Below are 26859 nucleotides of genomic sequence, written 5' to 3'. Positions count from 1 at the left end.
TTTAGCCCGAAGGCAGTAGCAAGATGCCAGAGCTTCGGGAGGAGGCAGCATGTATAGCGCGCCGGTGGACGATATCGCCTTTACACTCAAACATGTAGCGGGTCTCGAAGACGCGCTGTCGACGGGTGCGCTGGGAGACCTTGGGGAAGATCTGGTCGATGCCATTCTGCACGAAGCCGGCCGTTTCGCCACCGCAGAGGTCGCGCCGCTCGCCGAGATCGGCGACCGCCAGGGCGCAAAGCTTGCCGACGGCAAGGTGACGACACCGGATGGCTGGGCCGATCTTTATCGCCGCTGGGCCGAAGCGGGCTGGAACAGCCTGACCGCGCCGGAAGAGTTCGGCGGCCAGAACCTGCCGCATATGCTGAATGTCGCCGCACTGGAAATGTGGAATTCCGGCTCCATGGCCTTTGCGCTGGCGCCGACGCTGACCATGGGTGCGGTGGAAGCCATCGTTGCGCACGGCAGCGATGATCTCAAGCGTACATATTTACCGAAACTCGTCTCCGGCGAATGGACCGGCACGATGAACCTGACCGAGCCGCATGCGGGTTCGGATCTCGGCGTGCTGAAGACCCGGGCGGAGCGCAATGGCGACGGCACCTATCGCATCTTCGGGCAGAAGATTTTCATCACCTGGGGCGAACACGATGCGGCGGACAATATCATCCACCTCGTTCTCGCCCGCCTGCCGGATGCGCCGGCCGGCACGCGTGGCATCTCACTGTTCCTCGTGCCGAAATTCCTGCCCGATGAAAACGGTGCGCCGGGCAGTCGCAACGATCTGTTCTGCCATTCACTCGAACACAAGCTCGGCATTCACGGCTCGCCCACCTGCACGATGATCTTCGGCGATGGCAAATTCGGTGAAGGGAAGGGCGCTCTCGGCTGGCTGGTCGGCGAGGAGAACAAGGGTCTTGCCTGCATGTTCACCATGATGAACAACGCCCGCCTTGCCGTCGGCATGCAGGGCGTGGCGATCTGCGAAGCCGCGACCCAGAAGGCCATCGAATATGCCAGGGAACGCACGCAGGGCAAAGCGCCCGGCTGGCAGGGTTCCGGCATGAGCCCGATTATCGAGCACCCGGATATCGCCAGAACGCTTCTGACGATGAAGGCGCTCACTCAAGGGTCGCGGGCGATTTCCTTCAGTTGCGCGCACGCCATCGATATGGCGCATGCGACTGAAGACGCCCGGCAGCGCGCTCACTGGCAGGAGCGCGCTGCCCTTTTGACACCCATCGCCAAATCCTTCTCCACCGATGCCGGCGTCGATGTCGCGTCCATGGGCATTCAGGTGCATGGAGGCATGGGCTTTATCGAGGAGACCGGTGCGGCACGTTACCTGCGCGATGCTCGCATCGCGCCGATCTATGAAGGCACCAATGGCATTCAGGCCATCGATCTGGTGCTGCGCAAGCTGCCGCTCTCCGAAGGCGCGCAGGTGCGCGGTTTCATCGCCGAACTGCGTGAGATCGCCGCCCGCACAGCCGCTTCGAACCGCGACGATCTCGGCGAGACCGGCCGTTATCTCGAAGCAAGCCTTGCCGATCTGGAAACGGCGACCGACTGGCTGCTGGACCGCATCAAGGCAGGCGAAACCGAAACCGCGCTCGCCGGCGCGACGCCCTATCAGCGCCTTTTCGGCTTGGCGCTCACCGGCGCCTATCTCGCCAAGGGCGCATTGGCCGCCGTCGATGATGGCAGGAGCGGGCATCGCGCCGCCCTTTGCCGTTTCGCAGCGGAAAATCTGCTGGGGGAAACGGCGGCGCTGAAGGACCGCGTTATATCAGGCGCGGCAAGCCTTGCCGCCGCCCGCACCGTATTGGCTTGAGGAGGCTCAGATGTCGGACGAACATATTCTCGTCGAGCGCGTCGGCCATGCGCCGGAAGTCTTGACCATCCGCTTCAACCGGCCGGACAAGAAAAACGCCATCACCGATGCCATGTATCTGCGCATGGCAGACGCCCTCCACGCTGCCAAGGCGGACCCGGAAATCCGCGTCGTCGCCTTTCTCGGCACGGAAGGCTGCTTCTCCGCCGGTAACGACATGGCCGATTTTCTGGCCTTCGCCATGTCGGGCGGCAAGGGCAAGCTTGCCGCGCTTGAGCTTCTGAAAGCGCTCGTCGCTTTCGACAAGCCAATGGTATCCGGCGTCGACGGGCTCGCCATCGGCATCGGCACGACGCTGAACCTGCATTGCGACCTGACGGTCGCCTCCAGCCGCAGCCTGTTCAAGACCCCATTCGTGGATCTCGCTCTGGTGCCGGAAGCGGCTTCCAGCCTGCTCGTGCCGAAACTCATGGGACACCAGCGCGCCTTTGCGCTGCTTGCCATGGGCGAAGGTTTTACTGCTGAACAGGCGTTACAGGCCGGGATGATCTGGAAAGTCGTCGCCCCCGAGCATGTGGAGAGCGAAACGCTGGCGCTTGCCACCCGGCTTGCAGCCAAACCGCAGCAGGCGCTGAAGATCGCCCGCGATCTGGTTCGCGGCAACCCGGACGATCTTCTCGCCCGCATCGAAGAGGAAGGCCGTCATTTCATCGCGCAGCTGCAAAGCGCCGAAGCGCGCGCCGCCTTCGAGGCATTCATGCGCCGCTGAGCGCCGCGGGAATCGTCATTGCCACTTATTATGGAGCGGGCGATATCCGCCTGCTTCTTCTCCCCGAGGGGGAGAAGGTCGCGGCAGCGGGATGAGGGGGTGAGGGTAGAGATGTGCGGAGAGCTTACCCCCTCATCCGACCCTTCGGGCCACCTTCTCCCCGGCGGGGAGAAGAAATAGGCGGCATCCTCTGTGTTTGAAGCCGCTGTGCTTTTGAATGCGGATTATGTATGGTCGATGGAGCCTGTCCGACAAAGATGGATCGACCAAACTCTCCGTTCGAAGGCCACCATATGCGTTACTCCGTTTTTGCCCTGACTGTCCTGCTCTCCGGTGCAACCGTCGCCGAAGCGGCAGCGGCCGCATCTTTTCTGCCCGTTGGTTCGGGCAATAACGTTATTCTGGCGCAGTCTTATGACGATGGCAGCCAGGACTATTATTCCGGCCGCAATCGCGACCGCCAGCGCCGCGCCCGTTTCGTCTGCGTCATCACCCCGCCGGAGAGCGCCAATCGCCGCCGGCCCTATGTCTGCCCCATCGAGCGGGGCCGCGTGGGCGGCGCCTGCCGCTGCTCGGGCGTGGTCGGTAACGGCACGGTCGATACGGCCTGGTGATTATTTCTCCAGCGTCGCCACCGCTTCCACATGCGGCGACCACAGGAACTGGTCGACCGGCGTGACGCGGGTGATGCGATAGCCGCCTTCCATGAGGATGGTAAGATCGCGCGCGAGCGTCAGCGGATTGCAGCTCACCGCAACGATCTTCTTCACCGTGCTGCGGGCCAGTTCCTTGCACTGGAATTCCGCGCCGGCGCGCGGCGGATCGAACACGACAGCATCGTAATTCTTCAGTTCGCTTGTCATCAGCGGCCGGCGGAAGAGATCGCGTTTCTCGACGCTCACCGGCTTCAGGCCCTGCGTGTTGCGGGCGGCGAAGTCCAGGGCCTTCAGCGGCTTGTCTTCCGCTTCCACCGCATGCACCTTGCCGATGCGTGCGAGCCTCAGCGCGAAGGTGCCGGAACCGCAGAAGAGATCGGCAATGCGCTTCGATTTGCCGATATGGGCAAGCACCAGCTCGGCCATGGCGTCTTCCGCCTGCTTCGTCGCCTGCGTGAAACTGCCGGCCGGCGGGGAAACCGCAACGCCGCCGAATTCGATGATCGGCTTTTGCGGTTCGATCAGGATTTCACCCGAGAGCGAGACACGGGCAATGCCGCGCATGGCAAGCACCGTTTCCGTGAGGGTGCGCCGCTGCTTGTCGCTGACCGACTTGATGCCCTCGACCGAAATATCTAGGCCCGAGAGCGTTTCGAGAACGGTCATGCGGAACGGTTCGGCATTCGCCACCATGGAAAGCCCGATGGCGCGGATGGCATCCAGGCGCGAGACGATGCCGGGCGAGGTGACGGGACATTCCTCGATAGCGACGATGTGATGGCTGTTCGCCTGGCTGAAACCGAGCAGCAGGCCCTTTTCCGTCTTGCGGGCGGCAAACACCGCGCGGCGGCGCTCGCCGGGGCGACAGATGACGAGATCGTCCACCGGCGGCGTCAGGCCCTTTGATCTCAGTGCCGAAACCACCAGCTCCCGCTTGTAGGCATGGTAAGGCTGGTCGGAAAGATGCTGCAGCGAACAGCCGCCGCAGGTGCCGTTTTTGCCATCGGGACCGAAGTGGCGGCAGGCCGGTTCACGGCGCTCCGCCGAGGCTTCCGTTATCGACATGACGGTGCCGTGATCTTTCACCTTCGCAATCGCGACCGTTTCCCCGGGCAGCGCGAAAGGCACATAGACCGGGCCGTCGGGACAGTGCGCGATGCCGTCGCCCTGCGCGCCGAGGCTCTTGATGGTGACGGTCTGTGTGCTCATGGCTTTTCGCCTCCGAGAAGAAATTCGATGTTGCCGTCGCCGCCGGAAATCGGCGAGGGAATGAGGCCGAGGCTTTTCCAGCCCATGTCCTCGGTCAGCCAGCGTTCCAGCTCGGCGGCCACGGCAGGCGCCGTTTCCGGTTCTTTTAACAGCCCGGCCTTGCTGATGGCGTCGCGCCCCGCCTCGAATTGCGGCTTCACCAGCAGAACCGCGAGAGCACCCGGCTCCGCAAGCTCGAGTGCCGGCGCAAGCGCGAGCTTCAGCGAAATGAAGGACACGTCGGAGACGATGAAGCCGATGGGCCGGTCATCGATATCCTCCGTCGTCAGGAAGCGCGCATTCAGCCCTTCCAGATTGGTCACCCGCGGATCGTTCTCTATCCTCGCATGCATCTGCCCGTGGCCGACATCGATGGCGGTGACGTGTTTGGCGCCACGCTCCAGCAACACCTCGGTGAAACCGCCGGTCGAAGCGCCGACATCGAGACAGTCATGGCCCGAGGGGTCGAGCCGGAAATGATCGAGCGCGGCCACGAGCTTCAGCGCTGCGCGCGAAACATAGGCCTGCGCGGGATCGCTGATGGCGATTTCGGCGTCGCCAGCGACGGTCTGGCTCGGTTTGGTGACGATTTTGCCGTTGACGCTCACGGTGCCGCGCGCAACCGCGTCGCGCGCACGCGAGCGGCTGGCAAAGTGGCCGAGCGACACGAGAAGCTGGTCAAGCCGTTCATTTTCAGATGTTTTGGACATGGTCCCGTGTCAATGACCGCCAAACCCCGCCGATGCAAGCGATTTATCGCTGAAAGGGACCGACGATGCCCGCTGTCGCCCATTGATGTTGCACCGCAAAGTCAGAATGTTCGATTAATCCAATATAAAGGCTTGTATTGCACTTTGTGCACAAGGCCCGTGCGGCCACCGGAACCTGCCATGACGGCATCTCCTCCCATCCACAAAATTGCGGCCGTTGCAGCGCAGACGCTTGCTTCGAGGCATCGGGTCGCCGAGAGAGTTTGCGATGTCGCTTAAAAACCTCCCCATCAATCTGAAGCTCATAGCCACCTTCTGTGCCTTGATGAGCGTGTGCCTGCTCGCTTCTGCGGTCGTATTCTGGCAGACGCTGGGGAGCGAGCGTGTCACCATCGAAAACAACCGCACGAAGGATATCATCCAGGCTGTGGATGGCGCAACGGCCGCCATGCTGGAGCAGGCCGTCAATCAGCGCGGCTTCCTGCTGTTTCGCAGCGACAGCACCTATAACGATGTATTCGCCCAGCGCGATCTGATGCTGAAGAAGCTGGACGAAGCCCGCGCGCTGGCTGTCGGCCGGCCGGACATCCTGACATCCATCGACGACATGCAGAAATCCGCCACCGTGTTCTTCAAGGAACTGGCGGAACCGCAGATCGCCGCACGCAAGACGACCGAAGCGCCGATTTCCGAAATCATCGAGATCGGCCGCAATCAGGCCAAGGGCCAGCTCGATGGCTTCCGCGCCTCCGCCGCCAAGATCAAGGAGCAGCTGAACGGCCTGTCCACCGCTTACGCGGCAGAACAGCAGGCAGCCGCACTGAACCTGAAATATGCGCTTCTGGGTGGCGGCGCCGTTGCCGGTCTTCTGGCCGTTGCCCTCATCTGGGCGCTGTCGCGCTCCATCGTCACGCCCATCGTTGGCATGACGGCGGCAATGAGCCGGCTTGCCGATGGCGATCTGACGACGGAAGTTCCGGCCACGGATCGTGGCGACGAAGTCGGCAAGATGGCGAAGGCCGTTCTGGTCTTCAAGGAAGCCGGGCTGGAAAAATCCCGCCTTGCCGGCGAGACCGATCGCATGCGCTCCGCGACGGAGGCTGAACGCCGCCGCAACGAGGAAGAAAAGGCCAAGGACGAAGCCGCAAGCGCTTTTGCCAGCGCCGAGCTTGGCAAGGGCCTTGCCGCTCTCGCGGATGGTGATCTTTCCTATCGCATCGAAACGCCCTTTGCGCCCGCCATCGATCCTGTTCGCGTGAATTTCAACAGCGCCGTCGAAAAACTCCAGCAAGCGCTGCGCACGGTCGGTGAGAACGCCGCCGCGATCAATGCCGGCGCTTCGGAAATGCTCTCCGCCGCCGACGACCTGTCGCGCCGCACCGAGCAGCAGGCTGCCTCAATCGAAGAAACCGCCGCAGCGCTGGAAGAAGTCACCACCACGGTGCGCGATAGCGCCCGCGGCGCGGAAGATGCCGGAAATCTGGTCCAGCGCGCTCGCGCCGGTGCGGAAAAGTCCGGCGTCGTGGTCCGCAAGGCGGTTGCCGCCATGCGTGAAATCGAGAAATCTTCCGGCGAAATCGGCAACATCATCGGTGTCATCGACGATATTGCCTTCCAGACCAACCTGCTGGCGCTGAACGCCGGCGTCGAAGCCGCACGCGCCGGTGATGCCGGCAAGGGCTTTGCGGTGGTTGCGCAGGAAGTCCGCGAACTTGCCCAGCGTTCCGCCAATGCCGCCAAGGAAATCAAGACGCTGATCGGCGCTTCCAGCCAGCAGGTGGAAAACGGCGTCAATCTGGTCGACGAGACCGGCAAGGCTCTGGAACTCATCGTTGCGGAAGTCGAAGAGATCAACGCCCATGTCAGCGCCATCGTCGTCGCTGCCCGCGAACAGGCGACCGGCCTGCAGGAAATCAACACGGCTGTGAACACGATGGATCAGGGCACGCAGCAGAACGCCGCCATGGTGGAACAGCAGACCGCCGCCAGCCATTCGCTGGCCCGCGAAGCGGAAGCGCTGAATAGTCTGCTCGGCCAGTTCAGAATGGATGGCGCACGCGCTGCCGTTGCCAGTGCCGGCGGCTATTCCGCGCCGCGCCAGTCTTCCGCCAGACCCGCCTTCCAGCCCGCGCCGGCCGCACCGGCACGCAAGGCTCCGGTCAAGCCCGTTTCCGCAGCCGCACGGCCGGTCGCTTCTCCCGCCCGCGCGCTCGGACAGAGCCTCGCCCGCGCCTTTGGCGGCGGCGCCGAAGCACCGGCCGCCAAGGATCAGGACTGGACGGAGTTCTGAGCCCGGTCTTGACCTATCAAGAGAAACAGACTGTGGGGCGCTTCTGCGCCCCATCTTATGCAAGCCCTATTTTCTCTCCACTTCAGCCCTCGCCACGCCACGATTGATATTACGGTACCATGCTACAAGTGTCGGATACGGCTTTTTCGCGCGACTCACAAAGCTCCGATAGATGCCGTACTTGAAGTAAACTGGTTGATCCCGATCTACATTCGCGCCAGTAAGATTTACCTTTTGCCGTCCATCCACCCACACTTTTATAAAGCCGTCGTTTTTCCTTGACCATTTGGCGTGAACGACGACATCCGTCCATTTGCCTTTCATGGCCGCAGCCGATTTTAACCTGATGTTCTTAGAGCCCCCGATGGGTTTCATAGGGTTGCCCTGCCTTCGGGACGGATCGCCGAGTTCAAACTCATAAGCCTGGTCGTCGAGTTGAAACAACACCGGAGGTTTGCCGTCGCCTTTCTGATGAAATTGCCCCAGCTTTGTGGTGAGCCGCCCAGTTGATGGCCAGTCCGATGGTAGGAACACTGAAAAGCTGTACCAGAACTCCGATCCAACCCTGGACGCGGGCAGTTGTTCTGATTTTTCGACACGCTCCCGGTCGGCTCGGCAATCGCCAGACGATTGTGGGCAATCGCCGGAACGCAGTTCGAAGCGTTCCGCAACCGATCCATCCGGTGCCCGCGATCGAGAATGTGCGTAAGATTTACCGGCCGTTTGAAGATCAAAACTGCTGAACCCTCCAGCACGGATGTTGTACGAGGGTAGGAGGATCGAAAAGGCCAGAAAAAAGATGAAATGTTTCATCGGCGTCTCCGTGAAGTAGGGTTTTCCAGACTGCAAGCATATCGCATGGACAGGGCTCTGTGTGCGCGTCCCAGCTGGGAGGGTGGTGACGACTGTCAGCCGAAAATCCGCAGCAGCGCTTTCAAATCCGACTGACTTCCAACGCCGGTCTTTCTGAATATGGATTTCAGTTTCTGACGACTATTCTCATAACTGATCCGATTGGCCGCCGCCGCATCGGCAAGCAGCAGCCCTGCCGCCAATGCTCTGCAGAGGCTGAGTTCCGAGCGTGTCAGACCATAGGTTTGGACAAGAATATCGCCATCCAGCGTCTCATTTTGCGATGTCAGCTTTCGCATCTGCACAAGGAACTGATCACGCCCTCTTGCCAATAGAAATCCCGAAAGCTGGGGCAACTGGTTGACGACGATCAGCCATCGGTCGTTTTCCGCTTGCATCACCAACTTGGTGGCGAAATCACGGGGTCTGTTTCTGAGGCATCTCGTGAGAGAGGCTGTCACGGACGGTGTGGCAAAGGAAATCGCGTTGTGCCGGCATCCAACAGGAAAATCGCGAACAAATGCTTCGGTCGCAGCCTGATTTGCTTCCCTCAGCTTCAACCGGTCGTCAACGACAAAAGCGACGACGTTTCCGAGACTGACAAGCGCCGATTTCGCGGCGATCCCGCTTGAGGTATCCCGGATATAGGTTGCTATTTCCAGTGCGTTTGTCAGCGAGCGGCGCGTATTTTGCATCACCGCTTCCAATTGCCAATCATAGGTTGACGACAGGCTGGTGGAGAAGTGAACCGGCAGGTAAATAACCTCGTCGTCTGCCACTTGCAGACGGAGTCCCACCGCGGCGTCAAAGTCTCCAACAGCTTTCATCCACTCATTGTAGAACCTGCTTCCATGGTACTGCCTTGCGGGATCGTCTCTTTCCGCGACAATTATGGATCCATTTCTCGCACCCTGCCAAAACGCACGCCAGGGATTGATGTTGCTATAATGGCTGAGAAAGGAATTCAGGTGGCTTTCTTCCAGTTCAGAGCAAACGGCGTGGTTTAAGTCGGGATTTCTGAAACTTTGACTTATGAGTGCTGAATAAGAACCGGGAAAAGCTTTGGTGAAATTTGTACACACATTCTTCCACGAGCTCGCTCCTACAGCCGCCGCTTGAATGGAAGAGGATATTTCATCGGAAATTTCTAATAATCTATTTGAGTTCATATCTGCGTTCCTCGAAATCGGCAGAATGACGCTATGATATAAACCTAGATATCTCAAAAAACGCTCCCGATTGGGAGTGTCTGCTTTGATTTTTTCACTGCTAGACTTCCTCATCGCAAGCTGGAGGAAGTCAAAATGATTATGCCGAGATCGATTATAATTTTTACTGCAATTGGTTGTTTCTCCGCAACGGCCTTGGCCGACCGGCTTCCGAAGGACGCGGTGAAGCTGACACAGGCGGAGGCTCAGGCTCTCTATGCCGGGAAATCCAGTGAGTGGACCCGCAGCAACGCTTACTTCTCTCCGGATGGCAGCTATTTCATCGTCGGTAAAAGCGGGAATTTTGCCGGCCAGGGAAAATGGTCGGCGCGCGACAACGAGGTATGTGCCGAATTTCAGGGAAAGAGCCTCAAGGAAGGAAAAATCCACACCGGCAAAGATTGCTGGACCTGGTACAGGCAGGGAAAAAAATACTGGGCGCTCTGGAGCGGAGAAAAGGACAAAGTCGGCGGCTATTACGACGGCGAGCTGAAAAAGTTGTCGAATGGCGACAAGGTCACCGAGCGTTACCAGGAGATCATGGCAAAATCGAATTGAAGCGCAGTCTATGCCGGCGGAACGATGCTGGAGAGCAAAAGATAAAGAGTCATCCGCAAACGGATAGCGTGCGCCAATGCGTGGGATTCCGCTTTTCAAAAAGTTATATTTAAAAATAGATAGTTAGGTGGAAAATAGAATGAAAATACATCCTTTTGTTTTTGTTATTGCGACCTTTCTCTTCGGGGCATGGCCACTGCGGACAATCTTCCTCAGCAGGCGGTCAAACTGACGTCGCAGGAGGTTGTGGCGATCTATTCTGGTAAAACGATCGAATGGCGCCGAAGTCGTGCTTTCTTCTCGCCCGATGGCACGTTCCTGCTCGTGGGGAAAAACGACGAATTCGTCGCCAGCGGAACATGGTCTGTCCGCGAAAATGAACTTTGCACAAGTTACGAGCTGATGGACCTCAAAGGCAGTTCAACCAAAAAAGGCAAGGATTGCTGGGCCTGGTACAGAGAGGGTAAAAAATACTGGACAGGCTGGAACGGCGACGAAGACAAGGGCGGCGGCTATTACGATGACGAGCTAGGAAAACTGTCGAAAGGCGATCAGGTCACGGCAATATATCAAGAGTGCTCCGAAAGCCGGTGGAAAAATTACATTTCAATAATATTTGGCAAAGCGGCAGTAACCGCAAGCGGGTTATCCTGTAGCGCATCCAGCGGAGGTTTTTGCGGGAATCCGTTGTGCCGGGCGTTCGTAAGACCATGGCTTACGATTTTCCGGTGATGGAGTATGCGGGTGACGTCAGTCACGCCGAATGCTCCGTCATTTCCTTCGACCGGGCTTAACCGGCAAACCCAACACCGGCCTGACGCTGGCCAAGCGCATTGAACACGGTGGAAACGATGCCGGCACGGTCAAGGCCGGCATTGGCATACATGGTCTCTGGCTTGGCCTGTTCCACCCACTGGTCGGGCAGGGTTAATGTGCGAACCTTCGGGCCGTGGTCGAGCAACCCGGCGCTGGCCATGAAATGCAGTACATGCGCGCCGAAACCGCCGACGGAGCCTTCCTCAATAGTCACCAGCACCTCGTGATGGCTGGCCAGCTGGCGGATGAGATCGAGATCGAGCGGCTTGGCGAAGCGCGCATCGGCAACCGTGGTCGAAAGTCCGGCAGCATCCAAGTCTTCGGCAGCCGCCAGGCATTCCGCAAGGCGTGTGCCGAAGGAGAGCAGCGCAACCTTCGTGCCTTCCTTGATGATGCGGCCCTTGCCGATCTGCAGAATCTCACCGCGCGCGGGCATCTCGACGCCCACACCTTCGCCGCGCGGATACCGGAAGGAAATCGGACCTTCATCGTAAGCTGCCGCCGTGCGGACCATATGTTTCAGCTCCGCTTCGTCCGATGCAGCCATCACCACCATGCCGGGCAGGGTGGCAAGGAACGTCGTGTCGAAGGAGCCGGCATGGGTCGGGCCGTCGGCACCGACGAAACCGGCGCGGTCGATGGGGAAACGCACGGGCAGGCTCTGGATCGCCACATCATGCACCAGCTGGTCGTAACCGCGTTGCAGGAAGGTGGAATAAAGCGCACAGAACGGCTTGTAACCATCGGCCGCAAGTCCCGCCGCGAAGGTGACGGCGTGCTGTTCGGCAATGCCGACATCGAAGGTGCGGGCTGGGAAAAGCTCGGCCATCTTGTCGAGGCCGGTGCCGTTCGGCATGGCGGCCGTCACACCGATGATCTTGTCGTCGAGGGTGGCTTCCTGAATCAGCGCTTCGGCGAAGACGCTGGTATAGCTCGGCGCATTCGGCTTGGCTTTCGCCTGCGCGCCGGTGATGACGTCGAACTTGTTGACGCCGTGATATTTGTCCGCTGCCGCTTCCGCCGGCGCGTAACCCTTGCCCTTCTGCGTCACCACATGGATGAGGACGGGACCTTTCTGGTTGTCGCGCACATTGCGCAACACCGGCAAAAGGTGATCGAAGGAGTGACCGTCGATCGGGCCGATGTGATAAAAGCCAAGCTCCTCGAACAGCGTGCCGCCGGTCACATAACCGCGCGCATGGGTTACGGCGCGGGTAATGGCGCGGTCGATGGTCTTGCCGAGATAGGCCGTCAGTTTCTTACCGAAATCGCGAAAACCCATATAGGTGCGGCCGGAGGCGAGGCGCGCCAGATAGGCGCTCATCGCGCCCGTCGGCGGCGCAATCGACATGTCGTTGTCGTTCAAGATGACGATCAGCCGCGCATCGAGCGCGCCGGCATTGTTCAGCGCTTCGAACGCCATGCCCGCCGACATCGAGCCGTCGCCGATGACGGCGATAACCTTGCGGTCGCTCTGATCCAGCCCCGCCGCCACCGCCATGCCGAGACCGGCGGAAATGGAGGTGGAGGAATGGCCGGCGCCGAAATCGTCATAGTCGCTTTCGGCCCGCCGGGTGAAGCCGGAAAGCCCGCCTTCCTGACGCAGGGTGCGAATGCGGTCGCGACGACCGGTCAGGATTTTATGCGGATAACATTGATGGCCGACATCGAAGATCAGCCGGTCTTCGGGCGTGTTGAAGACCTTGTGAATGGCAATCGTCAGTTCCACGACACCAAGGCCGGCCCCCAGATGGCCACCGGTCTTTGACACGGCGTCAATCATCTCGTCGCGCAGTTCCCGCGCCAGTTCCGGCAGGTCGCGATCGTCGATCTCCTTGAGATCGGAGGGAAAATTCACCCGGTCGAGCAATGGTGTCTGTGGCATTCCGGTCAATCGTTCGGCCTTTTCTGGTGGTCCGCAGGGTGCCCTCTGTCGCGAAAGCCGGCGGGTGAGCCCTGCATGTCGTATACTTCTATAGAATTTCAACCTTCCGGCAAAGGGACAAACTCTTCTTCGTCGCCGGGAACGATATCGAAGCGTCCGGTTCTCCACTCCTGTTTGGCCTGCTCTATGCGTTCTTTTGATGACGAAACGAAGTTCCACCAGATGTAGCGGCGCTGATTGAGCGCCGCCCCGCCGAAGATCATGATGTGACAGCCATTGCTGCCGGCCTGAAGCGTGATGTCGTCACCCGGCCTGAAGACGAGCAGCTGATCGGCGGCGAAGATATCGCCCGCCACGTCCAGCGAGCCGGACAGAATATAGATCGCCCGCTCCTCATGATCGGCGGAAAAGGGGAATTTTACCCCCGGCTCCAGCGAAAGATCGACATAAAGCGTATCGGTAAAGGCCGAAACGGGGGAGGTGAGGCCTTCGAATTCGCCGATCACCACGCGGCCGGTCGCGCCCTTGAGGTCGATCAACGGCATGTCTTCTTTCGCCGTGTGAGCAAATGCCGGGGCGATTTCTTCCATATGGTCTGGCAGGGCAAGCCATGTCTGCAGGCCGGACATGGACAGCGGATGACCGCGCAGGTTTTCCGGCGTGCGTTCCGAATGCACGATGCCGCGCCCGGCGGTCATCAGGTTGATGTCGCCGGGGCGGATGACAAGCTCGGTGCCGAGACTGTCGCGATGCTTGATTTCGCCGTCGAACAGATAGGTGACGGTGGAAAGCCCGATATGTGGATGCGGTTTGACGTCGAGCGCCTCGCCCGCTTTCAGGATCGCCGGGCCCATACGGTCGAAAAAGATGAAGGGGCCGACGAGACGCCGCTGCCGGGTCGGCAGCGCACGACGCACGGCAAAGCCGCCAATGTCGCTGGTGCGCGGAATGATCAGGTTCTCGATGGCGTCGCAGGCAAAAGCATCACCCGCGACGGGATCGTTACCGGGAAAGAAGGACATCGCAAGCTCCTCGTGTCGTCTGGCGGGAGTTTATCATAACCGAGGGGGAGGGGAGCATCGCGATATCGAACGCAGCGTCAACGATCCTTGTTAACACGACATTGTGAGAACACCTTACGGCCGGGGAAGTTTTCAAACCTCTCCTCCGTCATCCTCGGGCTTGTCCCGAGGATCTAAACACGTCAAGAAAATCAATGCATTGCAGATCTTCGGGACAAGCCCGAGGATGACGTCGAGTGTTTGAATCGGGAGGTGGCTACCTTATCTAATCACGTCCAAACGCTCCTGCTAAACGCAATCACTCCCCGTCCAGCGGCTCCACACCCTGCGGCTTGCCGGCTCGGTCGAGGCGAATCTTCTCAATTCGCTTTTCGGCAGCGTTCAGCAGCGTCTCGCAATGCTTCTTCAGGGCTTCGCCGCGCTCATAGATGGCGATGGATTCGTCCAGCGCCACGTCTCCGCGTTCCAGGCGTGCGACAATGCTTTCCAGCTCGGCGACGGCTTTTTCAAAGGAATAACCGCTGACATCGGCTGTGTTGGCATTTTCCGTCATGTTCAACCCTTCATCATTCTCAAAATATGCATGGCTGCCGATTCCGCCAGCCCTTCCAGATCATAACCGCCTTCCAGCAGGCTGACGACCCGGTTCGATGTGTATTTATCAGCCATTTCCAGAAGCCGGCCCGTTGCCCAGTCGAAATCTTCGCCCACCAGATTGATCTGCGCCAGCGGATCGCGGTGATGCGCGTCGAAACCGGCGGAGATGAGGATGAGATCGGGCGAAAAATCGGCAATCGCCGGCAATACGCGGGATTTGAAGGCCTCGCGAAAATATTCGCTGCCGGTGTTGGGTGAAAGCGGCGCGTTGACGATATTGTTCTTCACGCCGGTTTCGTTTTTGTCGCCGCTCCACGGGTAAAGCGGCATCTGGTGGGTGGAACAGAACAGCACGGAGGTGTCGTTCCAGAAGATATCCTGGGTGCCGTTGCCGTGATGCACGTCCCAGTCGATGATGGCGACGCGCTCCGCGCCGTGCGCCTTCTGCGCATGGCGGGCGGCAATCGCCACATTGTTGAAAAGACAGAAACCCATGGCCTTTGCGGTTTCCGCATGGTGGCCGGGCGGGCGGGCGGCGACGAAGACATTATCGGCAGCGCCGGTAAACACGTCATCCACGGCCGCCATGGCAGCGCCAATGCCGGTCAGCGCCGCCTGCAGGCTTTTTGGCGAGAGATAGGTGTCGGACTCGATCCGGTTGATCTCGCCATCCTCTTCGGGCACCTGCCGCATGACGGCAAGCAGATGCTCTTCCGGATGCGCCAGCAGCACCGCATCCTCATTGGCCTGCGGCGCTTCCTTCCGGTCCAGCCGCTCGAAATTCGGATGTTCAAGCGCGATGTTCAGCGACCGCAGGCGATCCGGCCGCTCGGGGTGGCCGGAAGGCGTGATATGCTCGAGGAAGATCGGATGTTCGTAGAGGCGGGTCGCCATTCTTTTCCTCCCGAAGAAAGTCCGTTCAGGCGCGCTGCGGCAGAAGCGGATAACCGGCCATCACGGCGCGGCCGGCAAGGGCTGCGAGCACCGCCTTCAGCGCATCGCCCGGAATGAAGGCGAGCGAGCCCATGAAGGCCTTTTCGAAACCGAGCCCGACGACCAGCGCCAGATAGGTGATACCGAAAGCATAAAGCACGAGCACGCCGCCGATCAGGCTGGCGAGGAAGAAACCGATGCCCTGTGTGAGAGCGGACTGGCCGCGATTGACGAGCTTTTCCGAGAGCGTGCCGGTGACGAAAACCGCCGCGATCCAGCCGATCAGGAAGCCCGTGGTCGGCGTCGTGAAGATGGAAAGGCCGCCGCGTCCGCCCGAAAGCACCGGCAGGCCGATGGCGGCAATCAGGATTGTCAGGAGAACCGCCAGCGTACCGCGTTTCGCGCCCAGCACGACACCGGCCAGCATGACGCCGAGCGACTGCGCGGTGATTGGCACGGGAATGAAACCGAGCGTGATCGGCGGCAGAAGCCCGAGTGCGATGATGATGGCGGAAAACAGCGAAATCAGCACAAGGTCGCGGGTCGTCATGGCTCGGAAACTCCGGATGGTTATCTGGCCGTCAGCTTTGACCTCTGAAACCGCGCGCGTCAATGGCGTCGGCAATGGCATCGGCATCCTTCAACGTCATAATCACCAGCGGCACGATGATGGTGGCCATCCGCACAGGCAGGCCGCGCGCCCGATGCGCATCGCGCACCGCATGGTAACGGTTGACGATTTCAGGCACGAACCGCACGACGAGCCCGACCGCAAGCCCGATATCGGCGGCCTTCACCAGCCCCAGCCTTTCCAGCGGGGCGGCGGCAAGCGCGATCTCGTCCATGAATTGCGAGATGCTGACGGTGATGGTGACGGCGGTGGCAAGCAGCGCCAGCGCCGTCAGCCGCAAAAGATTGACACTGGCATCATGGGCGGGAAGCAGGAGGTAGCTGAAGGCGGCGACGAGGAAGATGGTCAGCGTCACCGGCCGCAGCCGCAGGCCGATGTCCTTGAAGGGCAGCCGCGTGGCGCCCAGAATAAGGGCGGCCAAAACCGTCGCGCCTGCGAGAACCAGCAGATCGCCGGTGAGGAACAATGCGATGCTGAAACCCATGAGCGTCAGGAGTTTGAGGCGCGGCGAGACGCGGTAGAGCCAGCCGGTGCCTTCCACATGCAGCGATTTCATCGCGATGCCACCTCCAGATAACGCGCCACCGCTTCTTCGGGTGCGGCGTCGGCCACCAGCGCGCCTTCATGGAAAACCAGCACCCGGTCGAAGCTCGCAACCAGCGGCAAATCGTGGGTAATGACAACAAGCGCCTGCGACAGCGCCGCCATGGTCTTTTCCACGGTGGCTCGGTTTTTGAGATCGAGCTGGTTGGTCGGCTCATCGAGAATGAGGATTTGCGGTTCGGTGACCAGAAGCGCCGCCAGCGCCGCAAGCTGCAATTCGCCGCCGGAAAGCTCATGCGCGCGCCGTTCTTCGAGGTGAGGGATGCCGAGCCGGGCGAGAACGGCTTTCACCCGGGCTTGGGTTTCCACCTTGCCGAGACCGAGCCGCTTCAGCCCGAAGGCGACATCGTCGCGCACGATCGGCAGGATGATCTGGTTCTGTGGATTCTGGAAGATGAAGCCGACCGTCTGCAGCACCGCCTTGGCGTCCGTCACGGTGTCGAGGCCGTTCACCGAAACCCTGCCTTCGCTCGGTTTGTTCAGCCCGTTGATCAGCCGCGCAAAGGTGGTCTTGCCGGAACCATTGAGGCCGATCACGCCGATGCGCCGTTCCGTCAATGTCACAGACAGCGGCTGCAGGGCCTGCCGGCCCTCGAAAGCGACGCCGGCGGCGGTAAAACGGATTTCCAAGCTTACATCCTCACGCTCTTTTTCCGGTTCTATACCCCGTCATCAACAGAAGTGAAACAAGGAACAAAAAAAGAACATTGCAATCGCGAAAAAGCCGTTCTACCTTCTGCGCCATGGCGATCAAGGTTTCAAACGAAGCGGCAAGACGGATTTTTCTGGCGCGGCAGGGGCTTTCCTCTCCGCCCGGCAAGGCGCTTTCCAAGGATGGCCTGTTGCAGCTCATCACCGATATCGGTTTTGTACAGGTGGACAGCATCGGCACGGTGGAGCGCGCCCACCACCAGATTATTTTCTCCCGCAACCAGACCTACAGGCGCGGCCATCTGACCACGCTTTTGGAAAAGGACCGCGCGCTTTTCGAGCACTGGACGCATGACGCCTCCATCCTGCCGACGGAATTTTATCCCTATTGGAAACACCGTTTCCGCCGCCGCGAGCCGATCATTCAGGAGCGCTGGCGCAAATGGCACGGCGAGGGTTTCGACGCGGCTTTCGGCGAAACGCTGGAGCGCATCGCCGCCACCGGTCCTGTTCTGGCACGGGAGCTGAAGGAGGAGGGGCACCAGTCCGGCGGCTGGTGGAACTGGCATCCCTCCAAGACCGCCCTTGAATATCTCTGGCACACCGGCAAGCTCGCGATTGCCGGCCGCGTTAATTTCCAGAAGGTCTATGATCTCGCCGAACGGGTCATTCCCGGCGAGCATCACGAAACCGAGGTGGAGCACACCGAATTTGTCGACTGGGCCTGCCGTGAGGCGCTGAAGCGGCTGGGTTTCGCCACCCATGGCGAAATCGCCGCGTTTTTCGATCTCGTCACCCCGCAAGAGGCGAGGGACTGGGTCAAGAACCATCGCGATGAACTCTGCGAGGTCTCGCTTCTCTCCAGCGACGGGGACAATGCCCGCGCGTCTTTTGCCTTTGCCGATTTCACCGCTGACCTGACAGACGTGCCGGAACCTTCCGCCCGCGTCCGCGTCCTCAGCCCCTTCGACCCGTTGCTGCGCGACCGAAACCGCACGGAGCGGCTATTTGACTTCTATTACCGCATCGAGGTCTTCGTGCCCGAGCCGAAACGGCAATATGGCTATTATGTCTTCCCGCTTCTGGAGGGTGACAGGCTGATCGGCCGCATCGACATGAAGGCGGATCGCAAGCGCAGCACGCTGGATGTGCGCCGCCTGTGGCTGGAACCCGGTGTGCGTGCCTCGACGGGTAGGCTGGAGAAGCTCGACGCCGAACTGGCGCGGCTCGCAAAGTTCACGGGTGTGGAGAGCGTGAACTATCTAGAGGGCTGGCGGGAGGAAAAATGAGGTCCGTGGCTCTGGGTGTCATGAGAAAGGCGCATCCCACACCCCGTTGTTATCGCCCTTGAGGAAGCACGGCATCGCCGCTTGTTTCTTCTCTCCGCCGGGGAGAAGGTGGCCCGAAGGGTCGGATGAGGGGGCAACGGCAGAGATATGCGGAGAGCTTGCCCCCTCATCCCGCTGCCGCGGACTTCTCCCCGTCGGGGAGAAGAAACGAGCGGAACCCGCTCGCCTCACAATTGCGCGGTGAAGCTAGACAGCGCTCAAAATCACCCGATATCAGTCGCCGAAATCTTGATGCCGAACCCTTCAAGGCCGACATAATGCCGCTCGCGTGTCGTCATCAGCTTGATCGAGCTGATGCCGAGGTCTTTCAGGATTTGCGCGCCGAGGCCGATTTCCAGCCATTCGTTTTCGCGCGAACGAGCCTGCGCATGTGCCTCGTCGGGATCACGCGCCTTGCGACGTCCGGCCACCTGGCCGACGCCGACGGAGCCTTCGCGCAGATAGACGATGACGCCGCGGCCTTCTTCGGCGATCTTCTGCATATAATGCCGCACCGGCTGGCGGTCGCCGAACACATCGTCGGCGACGTTTTCGGGGTGCAGGCGCACGGGAATGTCAATGCCGTCTCGGATATCGCCGAAAATCACCGCCATATGCTGCATTGGGTCCCAGGGCAGGGAATAGGTCTGCGCCTTGGCCGGTCCGAAGGGCGTTTCGATGGTGAAGGAGGATTCCATCTCCACCAGCGTTTCCTTGCGCTGGCGATAGGCGATGAGATCGGCGACCGAAACGTGCTTCATGCCGTGTTTTTCGGCGAAATCCAGCACCTGCGGTCCGCGCATCACCGTGCCGTCGTCATTCACCAGCTCGCTGATGACGCCGATGGGCGGCAGGCCGGCGAGCCGGCAGAGATCGACCGCCGCTTCGGTATGGCCGGAGCGCATCAAGACGCCGCCCTCGCGGGAAATCAGCGGGAAGATGTGGCCCGGCCGGGTGAAATCGGAAGCGCCGACATTGGGATTGGCAAGGTTGCGCACCGTGAGCGTGCGGTCATCGGCGGAAATGCCTGTCGTGGTGCCGTGCTTGAAATCGACGCTGACGGTGAAGGCCGTGGTATGCGCGCTGTCATTTTCCGCCACCATGGCGTTGAGGTTCAGCCGCTTGGCTTCCTCGCGCGGCATGGGCGCACAGACGATACCGGAGGTGTGGCGCACGATCAGCGCCATCTTCTCCGGCGTGCAGTGAACCGCCGAAATGATCAGATCGCCTTCGTTCTCACGGTCGTCATCATCGGTCACGACAACGATTTCACCGGCTTCGAAAGCGCGGATGGCGTCCACGACGCGTTTCTGGTCATAGGCCATGGCGATATCCCCTCACTTCAAACGGCCGGTCTGGCCGCGATCCCTCAGATAATGGTCGGCAACGGTGCAGGCGATCATCGCTTCGCCGATAGGCACGGCGCGGATGCCGACGCAGGGGTCGTGGCGGCCCTTGGTGCGCACATCCACATTGTTGCCGTCGGTATCGATGGAAAGACGCTCCGTCAGAATGGAGGAGGTGGGCTTGATGGCGAAGCGGGCGATGACAGGCTCGCCGGTCGCGATGCCGCCCAGAATGCCGCCGGCGTGGTTGGACAGGAAGATCGGCTTGCCGTCATTGCCCATGCGCATCTCATCGGCATTTTCCTCGCCGGAAAGTTCGGCCGAGGCGAAACCTTCGCCGATCTCCACGCCCTTGACGGCGTTGATCGACATCAGGCTGGAGGCGATATCCTGATCGAGCTTGGCATAGATCGGCGCGCCGATGCCGGCCGGAACCCCTTCCGCCACCACTTCGACGACGGCGCCGATGGAGGAACCCGCCTTGCGGATACCGTCGAGATATTCTTCCCACACTGGCACCATGGCGGCATCCGGGCAGAAGAACGGGTTCTGGTCGATCTGATCCCAATCCCAGTTTTCGCGGTTGATTTTATGCTTGCCGATCTGCACCAGCGCGCCGCGCACATTGAGGCTCGGCACCACCTTGCGGGCAATCGCGCCCGCAGCGACACGCGCCGCTGTCTCGCGCGCGGAAGAACGTCCGCCGCCGCGATAGTCGCGAATGCCGTATTTCAGGTCATAGGTGAAATCCGCATGGCCGGGGCGGAAGCGCTTGGCGATCTCGCCGTAATCCTTGGAGCGCTGGTCGGTATTTTCGATCAGCATGGAAATCGGCGTGCCGGTGGTTATCATCGTCTCGCCATCCTCATCCAGCATCACGCCGGAGAGAACCTTGACGATGTCATCCTCGCGGCGCTGCGTCACGAAACGGCTTTGGCCCGGTTTGCGTTTGTCCATCCAGTGCTGCACCTCGGCAAGGGTGAAGCGAATGCCGGGCGGGCAGCCATCCACCACGCAGCCGAGTGCAGGCCCGTGGCTTTCTCCCCAGGTGGTAACGCGGAAAAGATGACCGAAACTGTTATGCGACATATTTTCAAAACCGGAAGACAGGGCGCCTGCGTGGAGCGCCGTTTAAAACAAGCGGATTTGTCTTAGTGTAAATCCCGACAAGGCAAAAGCCTTTCTTTCGCTGCGGCAGGATAAGTGCCGAACACGAGATCGACAGGCGTCTTCCCCCTCCCGCCGACAGGCGCCGGTTTGAGAGTGGGCGGCGATTCGTGTCGGTGAGCGCGGTTTTTCGAGATGACGGAAATGTAAATGCGCCGCCGTTTTCCACGTTTATCCGGAGTTTTCCAATATTGCCGGGAAATGCGGTGTAAAAATCACTAACGGCTTGAACACGATCCCAAATCCGTTCATCAATTGGGCCGAAAATGTCATGGTTGCGGGCAATTTCCGCCACATTCGAGAGGCAATTCTTCATGCATGTAAGGTTTTCACGCAAATCCACGAAAGCTAGATCGATGCGTATGATGATTGCCGCCCTTCTGGCCACCGCCAACCTCCTGATGCCCATCAATGGCTTCGCCCAGAGCGTCGACGTGGAAGGCACGATCAGCAAGATCGACGCGAACGGCCTGAGCATTACGCTGAGCGACGGCAAGACCTATCGCGTGCCGGAAGAGTTCAATTTCGAAGGTCTGAAAGCGGGCGTGAAGGTCGTGGTGTTCTACACGGAAGTGGATGGGAAACGCGTGGTCGACGATCTCCAGGTCGTTGAGTAAGCGGCGGCCCCTTACACCAAAACCCCCGTTGTGAAACGAGCGGATACCGCTTGTTTCTTCTCCCCGCCGGGGAGAAGTCCGCGGCAGCGGGATGAGGGGGCGAGGGTAGAGAAATACTGTGAGCTAGCCCCCTCATCCGACCCTTCGGGCCACCTTTTCCCCCTCCGGGAGAAGAAACAAGCCGCAGCGTCTCGCCACTCATAGGAAACGCCTGACAGACTATGCAGAGAATTGGCCTCTGTCAGCCTCACGAAATCCAGTCCGCACTATTCCTGTCGATCTCGACCTTCAAAATCCGGTCCTGCGGAATCTGCGTCCTTGATGCCTCGTCCTTGTCCATGCCGGAGACCAGCCGGAAGATCGAGCGGATGACGCCGCCATGGCAGACGCATATCGTCGGAACCTCGACGGAGGAAAGCCACGCGCCGATGCGCCAGGAGAGGATTTCATAGCTTTCGGCATCCTGGCCGGGGGGAATGAAATCCCATTTATTGGCCTTGCGCGCCTTCACCCGGTCCGGGAACTCTTTTTTCAGCTCCGGCAGGGTTTGCCCTTCCCAGTCGCCGAAGGAAACTTCGATCAGGCGATCGTCGGTACGATAGGCCTTGGGATCGAGGCCCATCGCGCCGCGCATCAGTTCCATGGTCTCGCGCGTGCGCCCGAGCGGGCTCGCCACATAGTCGAAATCCGTGGCCTGTTCCCCCAGCAGCTGCGCAAGCAGTTTGCCGTTACCGACCGCCTGCTGGCGGCCGAAATCGTTGAGCGGAATGTCTTTCTGGCCCTGAAGCCGGCGTATCGCATTCCAGTCCGTTTGTCCGTGCCGGATCACATAGACGAGCAAGGCGATACCCCTGTTTCAAGCATATCCGCCGGTGGTCAGTCCTTCACCACCGAAATATCGGGCGCATCCACCGCCTTCATGCCGATGGTGTGGTAACCGGAATCGACATGGTGGATTTCGCCGGTCACGCCGGTCGAAAGGTCGGACAAGAGATACAACGCCGACTTGCCGACTTCCTCGATGGAAACGGTACGCTTCAGCGGCGCATTATATTCGTTCCACTTCAGAATATAGCGGAAGTCGCCGATGCCGGAAGCGGCAAGCGTCTTGATCGGGCCGGCGGAAACGGCATTGACGCGGATGCCGCGATTGCCGAGGTCGACGGCGAGGTAACGCACGCTTGCCTCGAGTGCGGCCTTGGCCACGCCCATGACGTTGTAGTTCGGCATGACCTTCTCGGCGCCGTAATAGGTCAGCGTGATGATCGAGCCACCGTCATTCATGACCGGCTCGGCACGCTTGGCAACGGCGGCCAGCGAGAACACGGAAATATCCATGGTGCGGTTGAAATTGTCGCGGCTGGTATCGAGGTAACGCCCGGTCAGCTCGTCCTTGTCGGAAAAGGCGATGGCGTGCACGACGAAGTCGATCTTGCCCCAGTGCTTTTCCAGCCCGGCAAAAACCGCATCGATCGTCTCGAGATCGGTCACGTCACAATGACCGGCCATGAAGGCGCCCAGTTCCTGCGCGAGCGGCTCGACCCGCTTCTTCAGCGCGTCGCCCTGCCAGGTCAGCGCAACTTCCGCGCCCGCGTCGGCACAGGCCTTGGCGATGCCCCAAGCGATGGAACGATTATTGGCGACACCCATGATGAGGCCGCGTTTGCCAGCCATGAGGCCGGATGCCTGAGCCATTTTATGCTCCCTAATACTTTTGATCGGTCCTGCCTATGGCATAGGCTGCAATCCTGTTCAAGATTGCCAAAGATCATCAACTGTTAGGGAGCGTAACAAAGGGTGCGTTGTCCCGGCTATTCGCAAAACTTTCACAAATAAAGGCCTTCGCGCATGTGTCGCATCAGGTCGGTCACTTTTTCATCCGGCTTTTCGAGCAAGACGATGCGCAATTCGATGACGAGATCGCCCTTTCCGCCCTTGCCGTCGGCGAGGCCCTTGCCGGCAAGCCTCAGCACACGGTCCGAGCCGGACCAGGCCGGAATGGTGATGTTTTCTTCACCGAGCGGAGTCCTGACTTTCGTTTCACACCCCAGAACCGCATCGCTGAGCGAGATCGGCAGCGTCGTGTGAATATCGAAGCCACGAAGGGAAAACGCGTCGTCACGGGCGGTCAGCAATGTCACGGCAAGGTCGCCGCGCGCCATGTTGGGTAGCTTCAGCCCCTGTCCCTTCAGCCGGACCACGTGTCCGTCGCTCATGCCGGCTTCGAGCTGGAAACGAACCTCGCGTTCGTCGGCAAGCGACACGGTAATCCACTTGTGTTCCAGCAGATCGGCGACCGTGACGGTGGCCTCCGCAGTGATGTCCGGCGCTTTTTCGGCAGCCGGCTGCGGCGTGCGGAAACGGCGCACCAGAGCGCTGAAAAGATTGGCGGCGAGCGATGCGGGTGCTGTCCTGTCATCGGCGGCGCCGGGCTGCGCGGTCTCGCCGGCACCCGGCATATCGCTTTTTGCGGTGCCCGCGGCAGCCTTTGCCGCTTCCGCCGCCTGCTGCACCTTGGGATCGTTCTGTGCTTCCGCGCCAAAAATCCGTTCGACGATATCTTCGGCGGTTTCCGCCTTGGCGTCGGTTTTCTGGCCGGTCTGCGCCCGGTTGCGGGCGTCCGCACGGGCCAGTTCCTCCATCAGCTTTTCGGCGGCCTTGGCGCGCTCGGCGGCCTCGCGCGCGGCTTCCCGCTGCTGCATGATGGTTTCGCCGCGCTGTTTCTTTTCGGCAGCCTTGCGGGCCTGGTCGTAGAGATCGCGTTTTTTCGGGTCTTTGAGAAGATCATAGGCCTGCCCGATCTCGGCGAATCGCGCCGAGGCGTCGGGATCGTCGCGATTGGCGTCCGGATGGACGGTTTTCGCCTTCGTGCGCCAGGCGGCCTTGATTTCCTCGTGGCGGGCGTCACGTTTTACGCCGAGGATAGAATATGGATCGCGCATGCGAAACACCAGTTACGTTGGCTCAGGCGCTGCCGCCCTTCATGGCGCAATCCTGAAACTAACCCCTCCGAAAAGGGATGCCCGCGATCATTCGCCTGCACGCCCTCGGTTTAATCAACGTCGACTGTTGCAATAAGTTGCTAATCACTCCTTTACGGAGGAGCGCGCCGCACCGAGGCCGGCTTTATTCCCCATGGCAGGGTAAACAGATTATTTCTGCTCGAAGCGGGTCAGCAGCCATTCGCCGGTTTCCGACAGGCAGGCCTGTCCGGCATAGCTCGCAACGCCCTCGAAGGAGTGGCGCGTCGTCCTGAAATCGCGGCAGACGAAGCCGCTGGATTTGTCTTCGCGAATGGCGGTGACGACGCCGGCGCTGCCGGTGGCGGCATTGGCCCAGGGCAGCGGCTGGTCGGCGAGCTTGGCGAGATCGGCCGACGTCACCGCATTGCGGATCGTCGCATCGTCCGTCTGCGGCGCATTGTTCGGCTGGTTGGGAATGGAGGCCGTGGAAAGCGAGCGGTCGACCTTGTCGCCGCCGAACAGGTCTAGGCTGACGCAGCCGCTCAGCACCACAAGCATTGACACGACGGCGGAAACTTCCGCTACCGACGAAAGGAGGCTCTTTGTTCGACTGTTCGACTTTGCTATGACGGTCACCATCTTTCACCAGAGATCATCTCTGGGGTCCAAATCAGCTCGGGAGCATTTTAGTCAATATGTCGGAAACGGGGTTAACATCCAGTGACTTCACGGAAGAAAATGAACCTTTCACGCTTTTTGCCGAGTGGCTAAAGGACGCGACGGCTTCCGAAATCAACGATCCGAACGCAGTGGCACTCGCCACCGTGGACGAAAATGGCCTGCCGAACGTGCGCATGGTGCTGCTGAAAGGCGTCGATGACCGCGGCTTCGTGTTCTACACGAATTTCGAAAGCCAGAAGGGCCGGGAGATCCTCGGCCAGAAAAAAGCGGCCATGTGTTTCCACTGGAAGAGCCTGCGGCGACAGGTGCGCCTGCGGGGCGAGGTGGAGATCGTGAGCGACGCGGAGGCGGATGCCTATTATGCCTCCCGCCCGCGCGGCAGCCGCATCGGCGCCTGGGCTTCCAAGCAGTCTCGGCCGCTGGAAGGTCGTTTCGCGCTGGAAAAGGCCGTGGCGGAATATACCGCCAGATATGCCATCGGCGATATTCCGCGCCCGTCCTACTGGTCGGGTTTTCGCATCCGGCCGCTCAGCATCGAATTCTGGCACGACCGCAAATTCCGCCTGCATGACCGCATCGAATTCCGCCGCGAGACGCCTGACGGTGCATGGTCCAAGGTCCGCATGTATCCGTAAGGGCGGTCGGGCAGGCCATTTACGGCCTGCCTATTTCAGCAGCGAATCGAACAGCGGCAGGCCGATGACGGCGGATATGGCGATCAGCCCATAGCAGATGCGCCGGAACGCCGCCTCGTCGGCAAGCCCGTGCAGTCGCGCGCCGGCATAAAGCCCGGCCCCGTAAAAGGGCAGGGCCAGCAGGAAAAAGACGAAGACATCGGCGGTGAACAGGCCGCTGACGAAATAGCTGCCGGTGGAGATAACGGTCGAAATCGCGAAATATAAGATGACATTGGCGCGCACGAAAGCGCCTTTGAGGGCGCCGCCGAGCCAATAGGCGACGACCGGCGGACCGCCCAGTTGCGCAGCACCCGAAAACAGCCCGGCCAGAAACCCGGTGAAGAGGGTCAGCGGTGTCTTCGGCCGGCCGCTGTAACGCCAGCCGGAAAGCAGAAACAACAGCAGCATCACGACCACGGCGGAGATGATCCAGCGCAGCGTCAGCGGATCGCCGTTGGAAAGCAGCATGGTTCCAAGCGGCACGCCGACAAAGGCGCCGGCCGCCATGATGAAGACTTCGCGCCGGTCCGCCATGCGCCATGCGGGCGGTATCATGCCGAGCGTCAGCACGGCGTCCACCACCAGCAGCACTGCCGAGGCGATACGCGGCCCGACGATGGCGCTTGCGAGCGGGATGAAGATGAGCGCCGCACCGAAACCGGAAAAGCCGCGGGCAAGGCCGGCCAGAAAGGCGGCGCCCGCGAACATGGCGAGCAGCGTCGGACTATGCGCGGTGATGAGGGACGAGAAAAAATCGAGGTGGGACATGGGCGATGGCACGGTTGTTCGAATATCTTTTCTCTATCCCGCTTGCATA

28 protein-coding genes are annotated in these 26859 nt (G+C 60.4%); 9 read left to right on the top strand and 19 right to left on the bottom strand.

The annotated features are described in order from the left end of the window. Positions 1-49: 49 nt before the first annotated feature. From F3H58_RS12040 to F3H58_RS12030, 3 genes are all read left to right on the top strand, one after another. On the top strand, positions 50-1834 hold the full coding sequence (locus F3H58_RS12040) for an acyl-CoA dehydrogenase family protein (protein ID WP_149742331.1): 1785 nt from the start codon (positions 50-52) through the stop codon (positions 1832-1834). Positions 1835-1844: 10 nt separating this feature from the next. Then, positions 1845-2603 (top strand): crotonase/enoyl-CoA hydratase family protein, encoded by a 759-nt coding sequence (locus F3H58_RS12035; RefSeq protein ID WP_149742330.1) that lies wholly within the window; start codon positions 1845-1847, stop codon positions 2601-2603. A gap of 293 nt (positions 2604-2896) precedes the next feature. Then, complete coding sequence (locus F3H58_RS12030) at positions 2897-3217, top strand: hypothetical protein (protein ID WP_149742329.1); 321 nt, start codon at positions 2897-2899, stop codon at positions 3215-3217. On the opposite strand, the gene F3H58_RS12025 is transcribed toward F3H58_RS12030, so the two are convergent. Then, positions 3218-4468, bottom strand: coding sequence for a class I SAM-dependent RNA methyltransferase (locus F3H58_RS12025; RefSeq protein ID WP_149742328.1), 1251 nt, complete (start codon positions 4466-4468; stop codon positions 3218-3220). Further along, positions 4465-5217: a TlyA family RNA methyltransferase gene (locus F3H58_RS12020; RefSeq protein ID WP_149742327.1), complete on the bottom strand. Its 753-nt coding sequence runs from the start codon at positions 5215-5217 to the stop codon at positions 4465-4467. The genes F3H58_RS12025 and F3H58_RS12020 overlap by 4 nt, the downstream gene beginning before the upstream one ends. A gap of 268 nt (positions 5218-5485) precedes the next feature. On the opposite strand from F3H58_RS12020, the gene F3H58_RS12015 reads away from it, so the two are divergent. Then, complete coding sequence (locus F3H58_RS12015) at positions 5486-7507, top strand: methyl-accepting chemotaxis protein (RefSeq protein WP_149742326.1); 2022 nt, start codon at positions 5486-5488, stop codon at positions 7505-7507. A 66-nt stretch (positions 7508-7573) separates the two neighbouring features. On the opposite strand, the gene F3H58_RS12010 is transcribed toward F3H58_RS12015, so the two are convergent. Then, a complete protein-coding gene (locus F3H58_RS12010) occupies positions 7574-8320 on the bottom strand; it encodes a polysaccharide lyase family 20 protein (protein WP_149742325.1) in 747 nt (248 codons plus the stop codon). A gap of 95 nt (positions 8321-8415) precedes the next feature. Further along, positions 8416-9528, bottom strand: coding sequence for a hypothetical protein (locus F3H58_RS12005; protein WP_149742324.1), 1113 nt, complete (start codon positions 9526-9528; stop codon positions 8416-8418). A gap of 135 nt (positions 9529-9663) precedes the next feature. Here F3H58_RS12005 and F3H58_RS12000 point away from each other — a divergent pair, with 135 nt between their 5' ends. Beyond that, positions 9664-10125, top strand: coding sequence for a DUF995 domain-containing protein (locus tag F3H58_RS12000; RefSeq protein ID WP_149742323.1), 462 nt, complete (start codon positions 9664-9666; stop codon positions 10123-10125). Between the two features lie 189 nt (positions 10126-10314). Next, on the top strand, positions 10315-10857 hold the full coding sequence (locus F3H58_RS11995; protein ID WP_149742322.1) for a DUF995 domain-containing protein: 543 nt from the start codon (positions 10315-10317) through the stop codon (positions 10855-10857). Positions 10858-10915: 58 nt separating this feature from the next. On the opposite strand, the gene dxs is transcribed toward F3H58_RS11995, so the two are convergent. The 7 genes from dxs to F3H58_RS11960 all read right to left on the bottom strand — a co-directional run bounded on the left by dxs (position 10916) and on the right by F3H58_RS11960 (position 17242). Then, entirely contained in the window at positions 10916-12835 is a 1920-nt protein-coding gene (gene dxs / locus F3H58_RS11990) for a 1-deoxy-D-xylulose-5-phosphate synthase (protein ID WP_149742321.1), read from the bottom strand. A gap of 89 nt (positions 12836-12924) precedes the next feature. Then, positions 12925-13848, bottom strand: a complete 924-nt coding sequence (locus tag F3H58_RS11985) for a pirin family protein (protein WP_080825770.1) — start codon at positions 13846-13848, stop codon at positions 12925-12927. A gap of 298 nt (positions 13849-14146) precedes the next feature. Beyond that, a complete protein-coding gene (locus F3H58_RS11980) occupies positions 14147-14401 on the bottom strand; it encodes an exodeoxyribonuclease VII small subunit (protein ID WP_003503059.1) in 255 nt (84 codons plus the stop codon). 2 nt (positions 14402-14403) lie between these two features. Beyond that, positions 14404-15339: a histone deacetylase family protein gene (locus tag F3H58_RS11975; protein ID WP_149742320.1), complete on the bottom strand. Its 936-nt coding sequence runs from the start codon at positions 15337-15339 to the stop codon at positions 14404-14406. Positions 15340-15364: 25 nt separating this feature from the next. After that, a complete protein-coding gene (locus tag F3H58_RS11970) occupies positions 15365-15928 on the bottom strand; it encodes a biotin transporter BioY (RefSeq protein WP_149742319.1) in 564 nt (187 codons plus the stop codon). A gap of 31 nt (positions 15929-15959) precedes the next feature. Further along, the gene (locus F3H58_RS11965; RefSeq protein ID WP_149742318.1) at positions 15960-16565 is read right to left on the bottom strand and encodes an energy-coupling factor transporter transmembrane component T family protein; all 606 of its coding nucleotides are present in this window, start codon (positions 16563-16565) and stop codon (positions 15960-15962) included. Further along, positions 16562-17242 carry an energy-coupling factor ABC transporter ATP-binding protein gene (locus F3H58_RS11960; protein ID WP_149742317.1) on the bottom strand — a complete coding sequence of 227 codons (681 nt, stop codon included), beginning with the start codon at positions 17240-17242 and terminating at the stop codon, positions 16562-16564. The genes F3H58_RS11965 and F3H58_RS11960 overlap by 4 nt, the downstream gene beginning before the upstream one ends. A gap of 113 nt (positions 17243-17355) precedes the next feature. Here F3H58_RS11960 and F3H58_RS11955 point away from each other — a divergent pair, with 113 nt between their 5' ends. Next, entirely contained in the window at positions 17356-18552 is a 1197-nt protein-coding gene (locus F3H58_RS11955) for a winged helix-turn-helix domain-containing protein (RefSeq protein WP_149742368.1), read from the top strand. Positions 18553-18815: 263 nt separating this feature from the next. Here the strand turns inward: F3H58_RS11955 and ribB are convergent, their stop codons facing one another. The 3 genes from ribB to F3H58_RS27225 are packed head-to-tail and all read right to left on the bottom strand — an operon-like array spanning position 18816 to position 21420. Further along, entirely contained in the window at positions 18816-19916 is a 1101-nt protein-coding gene (ribB, locus tag F3H58_RS11950) for a 3,4-dihydroxy-2-butanone-4-phosphate synthase (RefSeq protein WP_003521085.1), read from the bottom strand. A 12-nt stretch (positions 19917-19928) separates the two neighbouring features. Further along, the gene (aroC, locus tag F3H58_RS11945; protein ID WP_149742316.1) at positions 19929-21026 is read right to left on the bottom strand and encodes a chorismate synthase; all 1098 of its coding nucleotides are present in this window, start codon (positions 21024-21026) and stop codon (positions 19929-19931) included. Between the two features lie 4 nt (positions 21027-21030). After that, the gene (locus F3H58_RS27225) at positions 21031-21420 is read right to left on the bottom strand and encodes a hypothetical protein (RefSeq protein ID WP_188128887.1); all 390 of its coding nucleotides are present in this window, start codon (positions 21418-21420) and stop codon (positions 21031-21033) included. 40 nt (positions 21421-21460) lie between these two features. On the opposite strand from F3H58_RS27225, the gene F3H58_RS11940 reads away from it, so the two are divergent. Continuing rightward, positions 21461-21721: a DUF1344 domain-containing protein gene (locus F3H58_RS11940; protein ID WP_188128886.1), complete on the top strand. Its 261-nt coding sequence runs from the start codon at positions 21461-21463 to the stop codon at positions 21719-21721. 247 nt (positions 21722-21968) lie between these two features. Here F3H58_RS11940 and F3H58_RS11935 read toward each other — a convergent pair whose 3' ends face one another. The 4 genes from F3H58_RS11935 to F3H58_RS11920 all read right to left on the bottom strand — a co-directional run bounded on the left by F3H58_RS11935 (position 21969) and on the right by F3H58_RS11920 (position 25323). Continuing rightward, on the bottom strand, positions 21969-22562 hold the full coding sequence (locus F3H58_RS11935; RefSeq protein ID WP_149742314.1) for a histidine phosphatase family protein: 594 nt from the start codon (positions 22560-22562) through the stop codon (positions 21969-21971). A gap of 35 nt (positions 22563-22597) precedes the next feature. Next, positions 22598-23416, bottom strand: coding sequence for an enoyl-ACP reductase FabI (fabI, locus tag F3H58_RS11930; protein WP_003521090.1), 819 nt, complete (start codon positions 23414-23416; stop codon positions 22598-22600). Between the two features lie 131 nt (positions 23417-23547). Continuing rightward, positions 23548-24663 (bottom strand): DnaJ C-terminal domain-containing protein, encoded by a 1116-nt coding sequence (locus F3H58_RS11925; protein ID WP_149742313.1) that lies wholly within the window; start codon positions 24661-24663, stop codon positions 23548-23550. Positions 24664-24873: 210 nt separating this feature from the next. After that, positions 24874-25323: an RT0821/Lpp0805 family surface protein gene (locus F3H58_RS11920; protein ID WP_149742312.1), complete on the bottom strand. Its 450-nt coding sequence runs from the start codon at positions 25321-25323 to the stop codon at positions 24874-24876. Between the two features lie 56 nt (positions 25324-25379). Between F3H58_RS11920 and pdxH the strand changes: the two genes are divergently transcribed. After that, a complete protein-coding gene (gene pdxH, locus F3H58_RS11915) occupies positions 25380-26000 on the top strand; it encodes a pyridoxamine 5'-phosphate oxidase (RefSeq protein ID WP_149742311.1) in 621 nt (206 codons plus the stop codon). Positions 26001-26030: 30 nt separating this feature from the next. Here pdxH and F3H58_RS11910 read toward each other — a convergent pair whose 3' ends face one another. Then, positions 26031-26810, bottom strand: coding sequence for a sulfite exporter TauE/SafE family protein (locus tag F3H58_RS11910; protein ID WP_188128885.1), 780 nt, complete (start codon positions 26808-26810; stop codon positions 26031-26033). Between the last annotated feature and the right edge of the window lie 49 nt (positions 26811-26859).

This window comes from Rhizobium sp. NFACC06-2, assembly GCF_900101425.1.
GTDB lineage: Bacteria > Pseudomonadota > Alphaproteobacteria > Rhizobiales > Rhizobiaceae > Agrobacterium > Agrobacterium leguminum.
The sequence above is the reverse complement of the archived record's forward strand: the minus strand, read 5'-3'. Positions and strand labels throughout refer to the sequence as shown.

Bases quoted from the DNA above. Each gene is read 5' to 3' on its own strand.
- F3H58_RS12040 (WP_149742331.1), top strand. From the start codon at position 50: ATGTATAGCGCGCCGGTGGACGATATCGCCTTTACACTCAAACATGTA.
- F3H58_RS12035 (WP_149742330.1), top strand. From the start codon at position 1,845: ATGTCGGACGAACATATTCTCGTCGAGCGCGTCGGCCATGCGCCGGAA.
- F3H58_RS12030 (WP_149742329.1), top strand. From the start codon at position 2,897: ATGCGTTACTCCGTTTTTGCCCTGACTGTCCTGCTCTCCGGTGCAACC.
- F3H58_RS12025 (WP_149742328.1), bottom strand. From the start codon at position 4,468: ATGAGCACACAGACCGTCACCATCAAGAGCCTCGGCGCGCAGGGCGAC.
- F3H58_RS12020 (WP_149742327.1), bottom strand. From the start codon at position 5,217: ATGTCCAAAACATCTGAAAATGAACGGCTTGACCAGCTTCTCGTGTCG.
- F3H58_RS12015 (WP_149742326.1), top strand. From the start codon at position 5,486: ATGTCGCTTAAAAACCTCCCCATCAATCTGAAGCTCATAGCCACCTTC.
- F3H58_RS12010 (WP_149742325.1), bottom strand. From the start codon at position 8,320: ATGAAACATTTCATCTTTTTTCTGGCCTTTTCGATCCTCCTACCCTCG.
- F3H58_RS12005 (WP_149742324.1), bottom strand. From the start codon at position 9,528: ATGAACTCAAATAGATTATTAGAAATTTCCGATGAAATATCCTCTTCC.
- F3H58_RS12000 (WP_149742323.1), top strand. From the start codon at position 9,664: ATGATTATGCCGAGATCGATTATAATTTTTACTGCAATTGGTTGTTTC.
- F3H58_RS11995 (WP_149742322.1), top strand. From the start codon at position 10,315: ATGGCCACTGCGGACAATCTTCCTCAGCAGGCGGTCAAACTGACGTCG.
- F3H58_RS11985 (WP_080825770.1), bottom strand. From the start codon at position 13,848: ATGTCCTTCTTTCCCGGTAACGATCCCGTCGCGGGTGATGCTTTTGCC.
- F3H58_RS11980 (WP_003503059.1), bottom strand. From the start codon at position 14,401: ATGACGGAAAATGCCAACACAGCCGATGTCAGCGGTTATTCCTTTGAA.
- F3H58_RS11975 (WP_149742320.1), bottom strand. From the start codon at position 15,339: ATGGCGACCCGCCTCTACGAACATCCGATCTTCCTCGAGCATATCACG.
- F3H58_RS11970 (WP_149742319.1), bottom strand. From the start codon at position 15,928: ATGACGACCCGCGACCTTGTGCTGATTTCGCTGTTTTCCGCCATCATC.
- F3H58_RS11965 (WP_149742318.1), bottom strand. From the start codon at position 16,565: ATGAAATCGCTGCATGTGGAAGGCACCGGCTGGCTCTACCGCGTCTCG.
- F3H58_RS11955 (WP_149742368.1), top strand. From the start codon at position 17,356: ATGGCGATCAAGGTTTCAAACGAAGCGGCAAGACGGATTTTTCTGGCG.
- ribB (WP_003521085.1), bottom strand. From the start codon at position 19,916: ATGGCCTATGACCAGAAACGCGTCGTGGACGCCATCCGCGCTTTCGAA.
- aroC (WP_149742316.1), bottom strand. From the start codon at position 21,026: ATGTCGCATAACAGTTTCGGTCATCTTTTCCGCGTTACCACCTGGGGA.
- F3H58_RS27225 (WP_188128887.1), bottom strand. From the start codon at position 21,420: ATGAAGAATTGCCTCTCGAATGTGGCGGAAATTGCCCGCAACCATGAC.
- F3H58_RS11940 (WP_188128886.1), top strand. From the start codon at position 21,461: ATGCGTATGATGATTGCCGCCCTTCTGGCCACCGCCAACCTCCTGATG.
- fabI (WP_003521090.1), bottom strand. From the start codon at position 23,416: ATGGCTCAGGCATCCGGCCTCATGGCTGGCAAACGCGGCCTCATCATG.
- F3H58_RS11925 (WP_149742313.1), bottom strand. From the start codon at position 24,663: ATGCGCGATCCATATTCTATCCTCGGCGTAAAACGTGACGCCCGCCAC.
- F3H58_RS11920 (WP_149742312.1), bottom strand. From the start codon at position 25,323: ATGGTGACCGTCATAGCAAAGTCGAACAGTCGAACAAAGAGCCTCCTT.
- pdxH (WP_149742311.1), top strand. From the start codon at position 25,380: ATGTCGGAAACGGGGTTAACATCCAGTGACTTCACGGAAGAAAATGAA.
- F3H58_RS11910 (WP_188128885.1), bottom strand. From the start codon at position 26,810: ATGTCCCACCTCGATTTTTTCTCGTCCCTCATCACCGCGCATAGTCCG.